This window comes from Streptomyces sp. NPDC002499 (genome assembly GCF_053595415.1).
In genome coordinates this window covers 232,423-244,554 of record NZ_JBSFXO010000005.1, presented here as the reverse complement: position 1 = coordinate 244,554, position 12,132 = coordinate 232,423, and the positions used below count along the sequence as shown (strand labels likewise).

Sequence of the window (12,132 nt, the reverse complement as noted above, 5' to 3'; positions counted from 1 at the left end):
CAGCAAAAAGGGAGCCCGGAACAACCCGAACTCCCTTGCCGGCGAACCGCCTTACCGCGAACCGCCTTACCCGCGGAGCGCCCCGTCAGACCGACCCCTGAAGCACGTTGTCGATGATCGAGTGGCCGTGCGCCACGATGCTGGTGCGCAGCAGCGCCCACCCCGACTCCGTGTCGCCGTCCGGGCCCAGCATCAGCCGGCGCTGCTGGGGCACGATGAACGGCCAGGAGGCGATGCCGACCAGGATGATGAGGACCCGGGCCGCCGCCGAGGGGTCGTCGATGCCGAGGGCGAGGCTGAGCGCGGCCGTCTTGTGGACGTAGTACGCCTCGCGTTCCTTCTCGTCCGGGATCGGTCCCGCGCCGTAGTGCAGACCCTCCCAGGCGAGCAGCCGCACCAGGTCGGACCGGCGGTGGTAGTCGAAGACCTCGCCGACGTAGGAGCGCAGGCCCTCCTCCGTGGTCGGGATCGGCACGACCTCGGACATGTGGGCGTACACCTTGCTCATCACGGCCGCGAACAGGGCTTCCTTGTTGCCGAAGTAGGCATAGATCCGCTGCTTGTTGACGCCGGAGCGCTCGGCGATGCGGTCCACGCGCGCACCCGCCAGACCGTGCTCGGAGAACTCCGCCTGGGCGGCCTCCAGGAGCTTGGCGCGGGTCTGCAGTCCCTTGGGTGTCTCAGCCATGGGGCGAGCGTAGTCCACGGTGAAACCAACTGGATAGTTCTGAAAAACCAACTAGATGGTTGTGTTCTCGTCCGGACTCCTCTACGTTCTTCACATCGGCCCCGCCACACCGGCAGAAACCGGCAGGAAACCGTCATGAGCCGGCAGGTATCGGCATCGATGAAGGCGGCAGGCCTCCGCAAGCGAGAAGCGACAGCTGTATCCCCACCAAGGAGAAACGCATGTCAGCCACAGCGACCCCCCGCACCCTGCTGATCGTCGGCGACCGTTTCGTCGGGTTCGCCGCGCAGGACGACGTCCTCACCGTCACGCAGTTCGTCGAGGAGATGCGCCTCGGCGTGTACTCCTGGGACACCCGGCCGATCCTGGTCCGCGCCGGACAGGGCGTCACCGCCGAGGAGTGGGAGCTCGTCCGCGGCCAGGCCCAACTCCTCGGTCTCGCCGACCGGTTGGACCTCGACTACCGGGCGCCGGCACTCGCCGGGCGCGGTGAGGCGCACAAACACCGAAGCTGCAACACCCTCATAGCAGACCTGCGGCGGGACGGCGAGGACCTGTTCTCCGCGACCCTGCGGGTGCACAACGACAACGAGCTGCTCATCGACCACCAGACCGGCGAACACGTCCAGGGCATGGTCGTCGTCGAGGCCGCCCGTCAGATGTTCCTCGCGGTCAGCGAGCGCTACCACGCCTCCCGGCACCTGGACCGCTCGTACTACTACGTCATCGAGTCGCTGAACACGGACTTCGAGAACTTCCTCTTCCCGGTCGACGCCACCGTCGTCTACCACACGCTCCGCGCCGAGACCGACGACCCGGACCGGCTCTCCTTCGCCGCGGAGATCTCCCTCCACCAGGCCGGCCGCCGCGCCTCGATCACCACGGTGACCTACACGGCCTTCGACAGCCCGGTCATCGAGGCCAAGGAACACCGCCGCGCGCGCCACGCGGTCGAGCACTCGGTGCGTACGGCGACGCAGGCGGCCGTGGCGGCGGGGGCCACGGCGGCGAGCGCGGGCACCAAGACCGGGCAGCCGGTGCTGGTCGGCGCCTGAGCGGATCGGACCGACCGCACAACTCACGGCGTAGACACGTCACTTCACCACGCGCCGGCACACACACCACCACGATCTTCGTCACCCACCACCTCTCAGCAGCACCCACTCAAGGAGACAGCCATGTCCGCTTCCGCTTCCGCCGCCCTCATCACCGCCACCGAGCTCTTCGCCAAGCCCGAGCAGATCGACGCCGTCGCCGAGGCCTGGCAGGCGCACAACGACGCCGCCGGGTTCGCGGGGCGCATTCTCTACCGCGGTCTGGAGAGCAACTCCGTCCTCGAACTCGCCCCGCTGAAGGGCTTCGAGGAGATGGAGGAGCTCCGCGCCGACTGGTGGAAGCTGTGGGAGGCCGTCGGCCCGCTGGGCGAGGGCGACTTCCGCCGCCAGTTCCTTCAGTTCGTCGAGGCGCCCAAGCCGGCCGCGGGGGCGCTGCCCGACACCCGGTACGTGCAGATGCGGCACGTCGAGGTCGTGCCGCGGGTCTACCGGCAGTACCGCGCCTGGCGCGAGAAGACCATCTTCGACGTCGTCCGCACCTCCGAAGAGGTCGTCAGCTTCCAGGCGTTCCACTCGCTGGCCAGCACCGAGCCCGGCGTGATGTTCGTGTCCGGCTTCGACGCGGACCCGGCGACGTACATGGAGGCCTTCACCTCCCCGCGCTACCAGCAGATCGTCCGCGAGGCCGGCGACACGTACATCACCGGAGGCGACAACGGCCTGTACACCCGCATCTACGAGCGCTTCACCGCCTGATACCGGCCGGCTCGCCCAACTCCCCTCCTCCCACGGCCGGTCGCGGAACCCCCTCTGCACTGCGGTGCACCGAGCAAGGCGTCCCGCGGCCGGCCGTTCGTATCGGCTTCGCACCGGCGAAGGAGCACCCGACATGACCATCGCACCCGAACTCACGACTGCCCCCGTGACCCGCACCTACGACCTGAGCGTCACCACCCAGGGCCCCCTCTACCCGCCGAGCGAAATCGTGGACGCGAACGGTGACTTCGTCGTCGTCGGGCGCGTCAACCGGCCCGGCCCGGACGGCGCGACCGTCTCCGAGTGGGGGAGTGCGGTGGTCTCCCCGGACAGCCCGCTGCCCCCGCTCGGCACCAACCTGCCCTACGACGTCGTCCGGGAGCTGGACTTCGCGGACCCGACCGGGCCGGACGCCCAAGTCCAGCTGTACACGTTGCCGTTGCCGTTGCCCTGCAACAACTACCCGATGCTGTTCGCCCCGGAGCAGCGGCCGGACGCGCACGACGTGCGGCGGCCGAGCTATCCGCTGCACGGCGCCCCCATCCCGGATCTGCGGGAGGAGGACGGGCCCAAGGTGCGCGAGCCGATCACGCTGGGCCAATGGGTGAAGGCCCGGGGCCAGTTGGAGGTGCACGTGCCGGCGCACCGGCGGGGCGCCGACTTCTCGTTCGCCTTCACCGGTCTGATCCCCGACAGCCTCTACACGGTGATGTCGCTGCGCGAGCACGACCTCGACCCGGCGGGCCCGACCCGCCCCGGCCCGCTCGGCGTGCCCAACGCGTTCATCAGCGACAGCAACGGCATGGCCCACTACCGCGCCACCCTGCCCAACCCCTTCCCCGCGCCCGGCACCCCGGGAGCCAACCGCGTGATCAACGTGGTCGTGCTGTGGATGAGCTACCAGCAGAACTACGGCGGCGCCATCGGCCACTTCGGCCTCGGTGGCGACATCCACGCCCAGCTGAAGATGCGGGGCCCGAGCTTCGGCGAGTTCACGACGGTTCCGACCACCTGAGGAGAGACCCATGAGCACGAGCACCCCGATCGGCATCATCGCCACCGGCTCCTACCTGCCCGCCACGGTCGTCGACAACGCGGAGGTCGGCGCGGCGGCGGGCGTGAGCGCCGAGTGGATCGAGCACAAGACCGGCATACGACGACGACACCGCGCCGCCCCGCACGAGGCCACCTCGGACCTCGCCGCCCGGGCTGCCCAACGGGCCCTCGAACAGGCCGGACTGACGCCCGATCAGGTGTCGTACGTCGTCGTCGCCACCTCCACCCCCGACCACCCCCAGCCCGCCACCGCGGCCATCGTCACCGACCGCATCGGTGCCCGCCGGGCCGCCGCCTTCGACGTCAACTCGGTGTGCAGCGGCTTCATGTTCGCGCTCACGGCGGCGGACCGGATGCTGCGGGCGGACGTGGCCGACGCGGCCGGTGCCAGGCGCCCGGACCCGAACCGGCCGCCCGCGCAGGGCCCGTACGCCCTGGTCATCGGCGCGGACGTCTACTCCCGCATCCTGGACGAGGGGGACCGCAAGACGGCCATCCTGTTCGGTGACGGCGCCGGCGCGGTGGTCCTCGGTCCGGTGCCCGCCGGGACCGGTTCCCTCGTGACCAGCCTGACCACCCGTGCCGACCAGCACCGGCTGATCAGCGTGCCGGCGGGCGGCAGCAGGCGGCCGGCGTCGGCGGAGACGCTGGCGGAGGGCGCGCACTGGTTCACGATGGACGGGCGCGGTGTGCGGGGCTTCGTGCACGACAACCTGCCCGGCGCGGTCCACGAGTTGCTGGCGAAGGCGGGCGTACCCGGCCGCGCGGTCCGGCACTTCGTCCCGCACCAGGCCAACGGCGTGATGCTCGCCGAGGTCTGGCCCGCCCTCGGCCTGGACGCGGCCCGCATGCACCTGGCCCTCGCCCTGCACGGCAACACGGGTGCCGCGTCCGTCCCGATCACCCTCGATCTCGCCCACCGGCGGGGCCTGTTCACCGAGGGCGACCTCACCGTCCTGTCGGCCTTCGGCGGCGGGATGTCGGTCGGCTCGGCCCTGCTGCGCTGGGCACCGACCCGGCACGCCCGCCCGGCCCGCGTACACACGGCCGCCCCGGTCCTGGTGGGAGCGCACTAGCCGCGACCGGCCCCGAAACAGACGACCGACCGAGAGGTGAGTGAGATGCGACAGCGCAGGATGAGAAAAGTCAGGACCGTGCAGGGTGCGCCCCGGAGGACAACCGTCAACGCCCCGCGGGCGAAGGCACCCCTCCTTCGGCTCGCGGGCGACAGCGAGGACGCCTGGCTGGAACCGCACATCTGCCGGAGCATCGACTGAGCCGGCGCACGCGTGAAGGGACGGAGGATCGGACCTCCGTCCCTTCACGCATGCCGGGCCGACTTCTTGTCAGCGCAGGGGCAGCGCGCACTCTCCCGAGCATCCCTCGGAGTGCTCGTCCCGACCCATCGACCAGCAGGCCAGCGCACAGCCGGAGTTGGCGCCCCGTACGACCGGCTGTGCGGTCCGGCGCGCGAGATGTTCCCGTACCGCCGGGTCGTCGCCGACCGCTCGCGGGTGGCCCACGCAGTCGAGCATCGGGAAGTCCGAGGGGTGGTCGCCGTAGGCGAAGCAGTCGCGCGGGTCGACGCCGGGGTGCTCGGCGAGCAGCCGCAGGACCGCCGCCCGCTTGCCCTCGCCGATCACGGGTTCGGGGACCTCGCCGGTGTAGTGGCCGTCGTGGACGACGGGGGAGGTGCACAACACGTGCCGCGCGCCGACGTGTTCGGCGACCGGGTCGAGGCAGGGCGTGAACGACCCGGAGACGAGGACGACTTCGGCGCCCGCGGCCCGGTGCCGGTCCAGCTCCGCCACGGTCGAAGTGATGAAGAAATCCGGGTCCCGTGAGGCGTGGGCGAACCACTCGCGGCCCAGCGCGGTCATGGTGGCCGCGCTCTCACCGGCGTAGGCGCGGTAGTAGGACCGGTTGACGTCCTCCCGCGCGGCCCCGGCGGTGGACTGCCGGCGCAGTTCCCCGGCGAGTTCCTCGTACCAGCGCGCCCCCGCGTCTGCGTACCGGCGCACGCGCTGGAAGCGGGCGAACTCGAACATGCTCTTGCAGCTGATCAGGGTCTCGTCGACATCGCAGAAGACGAGGTACGCGGGCCGGTGCCGCGGGCCCGTCTCCGTACCTGTCGTATCCACCAGTACCGTCATCGCTCGGACTCCCCCTCCGTCGAGTAACATTCCTTCGCGAAGGTATCAGGTGAGCGGCACCGCCCGGAAGCGCCCCGCGATCCGTACGTCCGCCTCGATGCGGTCGGCGGCGGCGCGCAGGGCGGGCAGGATGTCGTGGACGCACTCCTCGGCGGTGCGGCGGCTGCTGTGCAGGGCGACGTTCACGGCGGCCACGATCTGCCCGCCGCGCTCGCGCACCGGGACCGCGATCGACCGCAGTCCCTCCTCCAGCTCCCCGTCGACCAGGGCGTATCCGTTCGTGCGGACCCGGTCCAGTTCGGCCCGCAGCGCGTCGGGGTCGGTGCGGGTGTGGCGGGTCAGGGGGCGCAACTCGGGGAAGTGGGGCGCGGGTTGGCCCGCCAGGATCACCCGGCCCATCGAGGTGGCGTACGCGGGCAGGCGGGTGCCGATGGTGATGTTGACGCTCATGATGCGGCTGGTGGCGACGCGTGCCGTGTACTGGATCTCGTCGCCGGTGAGGATCGCGAGGGACGCCGACTCGTGGACCTGCGCGGAGAGTTCGGCCAGGTGCGGGGTGGCGATCCCGGGGAGGGCGACACGGGACAGCGGGGGGTAGCCGAGGTTCAGGACGCGCGGGGTGAGGCGGAAGACGCGGTCCTCGGCGGCGATGTAGCCCAGGTGCTCGTAGGTGATGAGGGCGCGGCGGGCGGTGGCGCGGGCGAGCCCGGTGGTCTGGGCGACCTCGGTGAGGGTGAGGGCGGCGCGGCCCTCGCCGAACGCCGTCAGGACGGTCAGTCCGCGGGCGAGCGACTCGATGAACTCCCGGCCCAGTTCCTGCTTGGAGGCGCCGGTCCAGCCGGCCAGTCCGGAGGGGGCCGCGCCGGGCGCGGGCGCCGGTGCCGTGCGCAGTTCCTCCTGCATGTCCGCGACCGCCGCCCGCAGCCTCGGCAGCAGGGTGTCGCGCAGGTCGGCGGCCGTGTGCCGGCTGGTGTGGCTGACCACGCTGACCGCGCAGGCGATCTTCCCGGTGCGGGGGTCGCGTACCGGCATCGAGACCGCGACCAGGCCCGGCTCGATCAGTTCGTCGTCCAACGCCCAGCCGTCCTGGGCGGCTTGGGCCGAGCGCCGCTGGAAGTCCGCCTCCCGGTCGGTGTGTTCGTGGGGCGGCAGGGCCGGGAAGCCGCGGTCCTGCGGGTCCGCCGACCGGCGCGTGCGCCAGGTGCGCCACTCGCGTGCCGTCCACTCCGTCGCGAACAGCGGTCCCGGCGCGGTGCGTTCGGCCGGCAGCAGGTCGCCGATGCGGAAGCTGAGGGACATCGCGCGGCGGCGGGTGGCCTGGTGGATGAAGCGGATGCCGTCGCGGTCGGCGACCGCCAGGGACACCGACTCGTCCAGCTCGTCGGCGAGGGCGTCGGCGCGCGCGTCCAGCAGCGCGGGCAGGCGCAGGGCGGAGAGATAGGCGTTGCCCAGTTCCATCAGACGGGGGGTGAGGATCGCGTCGCGGCCGTCGAGTCGGACGTACCCCATGCGTGCGAGGGTCGCGGTGATGCGGTCGACCGTGGAGCGGGCGAGACCGGTGGCCCGCTCCAGGCCGCTGAGGCTGACCGTGCCGCCGGCCTCGGTCAGCTCCCGCAGCACGGCGATCCCCCTGATCAGGGGCGTGACCGCCTCCTGGGGCACGGCGGAAGCATCGGCAAGGGCATCCAGCGTGCGGTTCGCGGCCATCACATCTCCGGTACGGCAATCAGGGCAGGCCTACCGTAATGCGCCGACCCGTGCGCCCACCGCCCCGCGGTCCGTCACCTGCGGGTGACCCGCACCCGGTAGTCCCCGGCCAGATCGGATCCCGCCACCGTGATCTGGATCCCGCGGCGCGGATCCTTGAAGGTCTCGCCGGGGGTGAAGGGGGCGTCGGAGAGCTCGGCGTTGACGTTGGGGCTGCGGGTGCAGCCGCCGCTGTCGCGCTTGGAGTCGTAGACCGTGACCGGGCCCATGCCGGTGTCCACGTCGGCGTCGACCTTGTAGACCAGGATGCCCGGCCGGCAGACGGTCTCGTCGTTGCCCTCGCGGGTGCGCAGCTCCAGGGCGTAGCCGGTGCGGGTGCCGGTCGGGACGAAGATCAGCTTCGCGCCGCCCGGGCGGGCCAGCGGGGTCAGCGTGTACTCGGTCGTGCCGCGGCTCGCCGCGCAGCCGACCTGCGCGGCGTCCAGCCAGCCCAGCTTCCACTTGTGCCAGCCGAGCAGGTCGTTGTTGGCGCCCCAGTCCTCGCTCATGATGTCCCAGTGCCCGACCGAGCCGCCGCCCTCCTGGGTGTAGAGGTCGGGCAGGCCGAAGACATGGCCGTTCTCGTGGGGGAGCACGCGGTAGCCGGTCTGCGCGTAGGAGCCGGAGCCGTCGTCCTGGCGGGAGTAGACGAAGGAGGCGTTCGCCACCGGGACGCCGTCGGCGACCGGGGCGTCCATGTTCCCGGCGAACGTCACCGACAGGACGGTGTCCAGCGCGGAGGGGCCCGCGTTCGGGGTGACCAGCACATTCAGGAAGTCGTACGAGCGGAAGTCGACGTCCGGGTCGGCGGCGGTCACGATGTCCTGGACCAGGTCGCGGTAGCCGGGGTCGAAGGGCGCGCCGCGCTCTATGCCGTACGCCCGGAAGGACCTGGGCATGCGCAGCCAGTGCGTGATCGGGGTCTCGGGGCGGTAGTCGAGGCGGCCGTAGGAGGCGGCGGTGAACCACTCCTGCGTCTGCGGGAAGAACTCGTGGAAGCGGTCGAGCGCGGTGCCTTTGCCGGGCGCGTCCGAGAAGTCGACCATCAGGGTCAGGGCGCGGACCGTGCCGGTGGAGCGGGAGTAGCCGCCGGGGGTGGGCACGCCCTCCGACATCTGGACGGTGTGGCCGCCGCTGATCATGCAGGGGCCGAAGGCGGCGGAGCGGGCCAGGGCGACCGAGCCGGCGCCGGCCGTCGTGGAGCCGGCCGTGAGGTGCCCGGTGCCGGCCGAGGTGCTGACCGCGAGGGTCAGCGCGGTCACCGACGCGAGGGCGGCCACGCGGCGCGCGGATATCCGACGGCGGAGCGGCTGGGATCGCTCAGGCGGCATGCACGGGCCCTTCGTCCATGGCAGCCGCCGGTCTCTGGCTGCGCCCTTTCGATCACCCTGGGTCGCGGGTCGCGGGGGCGCGCGCTGGAGGAGCCCGAACGGAGGTTTCCGCCCGAAGGGCATGTGACTCAGGTCACAGGAAGTCTTCGTCAGGTCGGGAAATAACCGGGGATCGTTTCCCCGTTTAATCAGGCGTCCGAGCGAAACGGGGACTGCCTCCCCGGATCCCGGGATCCGGCCTCAGAACCCGATCGCAGAACCATCTACTTGAAGGAGTACGCCGTGACCGCCATGACGACCGCGAACCCCGTGCAGCGCAAGGTGCCCCGGCCACGAGCCGACGCCCTGCGCAACCGGGAGCGGATCGTCGCCGCCGCTCGCGAGATGTTCACGGAGTTCGGCCCCGACGTGCCGCTCGACGAGATCGCCCGCAGGGCAGGCGTGGGCAACGCCACGGTGTACCGCAACTTCCCCGACCGCGACGCGCTGGTCCGCGAGGTCGTCTGCTCCGTCATGGACCGGACGAACGAAGCGGCCGAGGCGGCGCTCGCGGAGAACGGGGACGCCTTCGAGGCGCTGGAGCGCTTCGTGCACACGGCCGCCGACGAGCGGGTCACCGCGCTGTGCCCGATGATCTCCAGCACCTTCGATCAGCACCACCCGGATTTGGTGGACGCGCGCGAGCGGTGCGAGGAGCTCATCGGAGAGATCATGAACCGCGCCAAGGCGGCCGGTCAGCTCCGCACCGACGTGGACGTCGGCGACATCATGGTGGCCGTCGCCCAGCTCAGCCGGCCCCTGGCCGGTACGGCGTGCTTCGACGTGGACCGCTTCGTCCACCGCCATCTCCAGCTGTTCCTGGACGGACTGCGGGCCCCGGCCCCCTCCGTGCTGCCGGGTACGGCGATGACCATGGAGGACCTGCGCAGGGTCTGACGACGACAACCGATCAGTCAGGAGTCACGGGGGAGTCTCAACACCGCGAAACGTTCTCCACAGCCGCACAACCGACTCAGTGCCGCGCCGCACCTTCCACAGCGCGTCCGGCACGCCACCGGCCGTCAACGACGAGGGCCGTTCAGGACCACAGTCTTCTTTTCCGTATTTTTTCCGTCCCGAAGTACCGAAGTGGGTACCCCCATGTCTGAAACAGCCACCAAGGCTAACGGCGTGCCGGCGACGTCCGGCGACGCCAACCGCTGGAAGGCGCTCGTCTTCATCGCGCTCGCCCAGCTGATGGTCGTGCTCGACGCGACCATCGTGAACATCGCCCTGCCCTCCGCCCAGCAGGACCTGGGCATATCCGACGGCAACCGGCAGTGGGTCGTCACGGCCTACGCCCTCGCCTTCGGCGGGCTCCTCCTCTTCGGCGGCCGGATCGCCGACCTCTGGGGCCGCAAGCGCGCCTTCGTCGTCGGTCTGACCGGTTTCGCCGCGGCCTCCGCGCTCGGCGGCGCCGCCACCAGCGGCGCCATGATGTTTGGCGCCCGCGCCCTCCAGGGTGTCTTCGGCGCCCTGCTCGCCCCGGCCGCGCTCTCCCTGCTCGCCGTGATGTTCACGGACGCCAAGGAGCGCGCCAAGGCCTTCGGTATCTACGGTGCGATCGCCGGTGGCGGTGGCGCCGTCGGCTTCATCCTCGGCGGTGTGCTGACCGAGTACCTGGACTGGCGCTGGACGTTCTTCGTGAACATCCCCTTCGCCATCGTCGCCGCGCTCGGCGCGTACTTCGTCATCCGTGAGCCCGAGGGCGGCCGCAACCGCAACCCGCTCGACATCCCGGGCGTGCTGCTCTCCACCCTCGGTCTGGTCTCGCTGGTCTACGGCTTCACCCGCGCCGAGTCCAACGGCTGGGGCGACTCCTCGACCGTCGGCCTGTTCATCGCGTCCGCGGTCCTGCTGGTCTCGTTCGTGGTCGTCGAGGCCAAGGTCAAGGCCCCGCTGCTGCCGCTGCGCGTGATCACCGACCGCAACCGCGGCGGGATCTACCTCTCGCTCGGCATCGCCATCATCGCGATGTTCGGCACGTTCCTGTTCCTGACCTACTACCTGCAGGTCGTGAAGGGCTTCACGCCGATCAAGACCGGCTTCGCCTTCCTGCCGATGATCGTCGGCATGATGGTCGGCTCGACCCAGATCGGCACCCGCCTGATGACCCGCCTGCCGGCCCGCCTGCTCATGGGCCCCGGCTTCCTGGTCGCCGCGGTCGGCATGCTCCTGATGACGCAGCTGGAGATCGGGTCCTCGTACGCCTCGATCATCCTGCCCGGCATGCTGCTGCTCGGTCTCGGCATGGGTACGGCGTTCATGCCCGCCATGTCCCTGGCCACCCTGGGCGTCGAGCCCCGGGACGCCGGTGTCGCCTCCGCGATGGTCAACACCTCGCAGCAGGTGGGCGGCGCGATCGGCACGGCCCTGCTGAACACGATCGCCGCGTCCGCGACGACCGCGTACATCAAGGACCACATCGCCGGCGCGGGTACCTCCAAGACCCAGCAGCAGCTCGTCGCGCTGCAGGGCCAGGTGCACGGCTACACCAACGCCATCTGGTTCGCTGTCGGCATGCTGGTGCTGGCCGCGGTGATCGTCTCGGTCCTGGTCACCGCCGGCAAGCAGGGCGGCGGCCCGGTCGCCACCGGTGACGCGGTGGAGGACGAGCTGGCGGTGCCGGTGATCGCCCACTGACGGCGGCCACCCAGGTACCCCTTCGGAAAACTCGTACGTGCGGGGAAGGGGACGCCCCGCACGTACAACCCGGCGGACCTGTCCGGCATGCTGAGCGAGCGGCTCAGCGCAGCCAGGGCAGGTCCGCACCCGCTTCCTTGGGCTGAAGGCCCTCGGCGACGATCTCCATGATGTCGCCGAGGGCCTTCTGCTGCTCGGGGCTCAGCCGCTCGAACACTGCCTGCCGTACGGCCGCCACATGGCCCGGCGCGTTGCGCCCGAGCACCTCGAAACCCTGGTCGGTCAGCACCGCGAACTGGCCCCGTTTGTCCGAGGGACAGTCCTCGCGCCGTACCCAGTCGCTCTTCTCCAGCCGGGCGATCGCGTGCGAGAGCCGGGAGCGGGTGATCTTCGCCATCCTGGCCAGCTCGGTCATCCGCAGCCGCCGCCCCGGCGCCTCGGCGAGCACCACGAGCAGCCCGTAGTAGATGTGCGGCATGCCCGCGTCCCGCTGGAGCTGACGGTCGAGATGGTCTTCGAGGAGCGTGGACGCCTGCATGTAGGCGCGCCAGACACGCTGCTCCTCGGCGGTCAGCCAGCGGGGTTCTTCCGAGTTCATGCACTCCACTGTACGAGAACTCTCCTTGAAGGTTAAACAAATGAGGCGTAACCTCTTCTCGTAGAAG

General features: G+C 70.8%; 11 protein-coding genes. 6 read left to right on the top strand and 5 right to left on the bottom strand.

Annotated elements, in window-relative coordinates:
• Positions 1 to 85: 85 nt before the first annotated feature.
• Positions 86 to 688 (bottom strand): TetR/AcrR family transcriptional regulator, encoded by a 603-nt coding sequence (locus ACWD5F_RS15190; protein WP_401716384.1) that lies wholly within the window; start codon positions 686 to 688, stop codon positions 86 to 88.
• 221 nt (positions 689 to 909) lie between these two features.
• On the opposite strand from ACWD5F_RS15190, the gene ACWD5F_RS15185 reads away from it, so the two are divergent.
• The 4 genes from ACWD5F_RS15185 (at position 910) to ACWD5F_RS15170 (ending at position 4,631) form a co-directional block, all read left to right on the top strand.
• Positions 910 to 1,743 carry an AfsA-related hotdog domain-containing protein gene (locus ACWD5F_RS15185; RefSeq protein WP_451254473.1) on the top strand — a complete coding sequence of 278 codons (834 nt, stop codon included), beginning with the start codon at positions 910 to 912 and terminating at the stop codon, positions 1,741 to 1,743.
• Positions 1,744 to 1,866: 123 nt separating this feature from the next.
• Complete coding sequence (locus ACWD5F_RS15180; RefSeq protein ID WP_451254471.1) at positions 1,867 to 2,499, top strand: hypothetical protein; 633 nt, start codon at positions 1,867 to 1,869, stop codon at positions 2,497 to 2,499.
• Between the two features lie 133 nt (positions 2,500 to 2,632).
• Positions 2,633 to 3,514 carry a hypothetical protein gene (locus ACWD5F_RS15175; RefSeq protein WP_451254470.1) on the top strand — a complete coding sequence of 294 codons (882 nt, stop codon included), beginning with the start codon at positions 2,633 to 2,635 and terminating at the stop codon, positions 3,512 to 3,514.
• Positions 3,515 to 3,524: 10 nt separating this feature from the next.
• On the top strand, positions 3,525 to 4,631 hold the full coding sequence (locus ACWD5F_RS15170) for a 3-oxoacyl-ACP synthase III family protein (RefSeq protein ID WP_451254468.1): 1,107 nt from the start codon (positions 3,525 to 3,527) through the stop codon (positions 4,629 to 4,631).
• 270 nt (positions 4,632 to 4,901) lie between these two features.
• Here the strand turns inward: ACWD5F_RS15170 and ACWD5F_RS15165 are convergent, their stop codons facing one another.
• From ACWD5F_RS15165 to ACWD5F_RS15155, 3 genes are all read right to left on the bottom strand, one after another.
• Positions 4,902 to 5,708: an HAD family hydrolase gene (locus ACWD5F_RS15165; protein WP_451254466.1), complete on the bottom strand. Its 807-nt coding sequence runs from the start codon at positions 5,706 to 5,708 to the stop codon at positions 4,902 to 4,904.
• Positions 5,709 to 5,753: 45 nt separating this feature from the next.
• Complete coding sequence (locus ACWD5F_RS15160; protein WP_451254465.1) at positions 5,754 to 7,415, bottom strand: IclR family transcriptional regulator domain-containing protein; 1,662 nt, start codon at positions 7,413 to 7,415, stop codon at positions 5,754 to 5,756.
• A 74-nt stretch (positions 7,416 to 7,489) separates the two neighbouring features.
• On the bottom strand, positions 7,490 to 8,785 hold the full coding sequence (locus ACWD5F_RS15155; RefSeq protein ID WP_451254463.1) for a M6 family metalloprotease domain-containing protein: 1,296 nt from the start codon (positions 8,783 to 8,785) through the stop codon (positions 7,490 to 7,492).
• Positions 8,786 to 9,076: 291 nt separating this feature from the next.
• Here ACWD5F_RS15155 and ACWD5F_RS15150 point away from each other — a divergent pair, with 291 nt between their 5' ends.
• Positions 9,077 to 9,721, top strand: coding sequence for a TetR/AcrR family transcriptional regulator (locus tag ACWD5F_RS15150; protein ID WP_451255099.1), 645 nt, complete (start codon positions 9,077 to 9,079; stop codon positions 9,719 to 9,721).
• A gap of 204 nt (positions 9,722 to 9,925) precedes the next feature.
• Positions 9,926 to 11,467: an MFS transporter gene (locus tag ACWD5F_RS15145; protein ID WP_451254461.1), complete on the top strand. Its 1,542-nt coding sequence runs from the start codon at positions 9,926 to 9,928 to the stop codon at positions 11,465 to 11,467.
• Positions 11,468 to 11,570: 103 nt separating this feature from the next.
• On the opposite strand, the gene ACWD5F_RS15140 is transcribed toward ACWD5F_RS15145, so the two are convergent.
• Entirely contained in the window at positions 11,571 to 12,065 is a 495-nt protein-coding gene (locus ACWD5F_RS15140) for a MarR family winged helix-turn-helix transcriptional regulator (protein WP_450350011.1), read from the bottom strand.
• Positions 12,066 to 12,132 lie beyond the last annotated feature (67 nt).

Excerpts from the sequence above, each read along its gene's own strand:
- ACWD5F_RS15190 (WP_401716384.1), bottom strand. The coding sequence starts at position 688 with ATGGCTGAGACACCCAAGGGACTGCAGACCCGCGCCAAGCTCCTGGAG.
- ACWD5F_RS15185 (WP_451254473.1), top strand. The coding sequence starts at position 910 with ATGTCAGCCACAGCGACCCCCCGCACCCTGCTGATCGTCGGCGACCGT.
- ACWD5F_RS15180 (WP_451254471.1), top strand. The coding sequence starts at position 1,867 with ATGTCCGCTTCCGCTTCCGCCGCCCTCATCACCGCCACCGAGCTCTTC.
- ACWD5F_RS15175 (WP_451254470.1), top strand. The coding sequence starts at position 2,633 with ATGACCATCGCACCCGAACTCACGACTGCCCCCGTGACCCGCACCTAC.
- ACWD5F_RS15170 (WP_451254468.1), top strand. The coding sequence starts at position 3,525 with ATGAGCACGAGCACCCCGATCGGCATCATCGCCACCGGCTCCTACCTG.
- ACWD5F_RS15165 (WP_451254466.1), bottom strand. The coding sequence starts at position 5,708 with ATGACGGTACTGGTGGATACGACAGGTACGGAGACGGGCCCGCGGCAC.
- ACWD5F_RS15160 (WP_451254465.1), bottom strand. The coding sequence starts at position 7,415 with ATGGCCGCGAACCGCACGCTGGATGCCCTTGCCGATGCTTCCGCCGTG.
- ACWD5F_RS15155 (WP_451254463.1), bottom strand. The coding sequence starts at position 8,785 with ATGCCGCCTGAGCGATCCCAGCCGCTCCGCCGTCGGATATCCGCGCGC.
- ACWD5F_RS15150 (WP_451255099.1), top strand. The coding sequence starts at position 9,077 with ATGACGACCGCGAACCCCGTGCAGCGCAAGGTGCCCCGGCCACGAGCC.
- ACWD5F_RS15145 (WP_451254461.1), top strand. The coding sequence starts at position 9,926 with ATGTCTGAAACAGCCACCAAGGCTAACGGCGTGCCGGCGACGTCCGGC.
- ACWD5F_RS15140 (WP_450350011.1), bottom strand. The coding sequence starts at position 12,065 with ATGAACTCGGAAGAACCCCGCTGGCTGACCGCCGAGGAGCAGCGTGTC.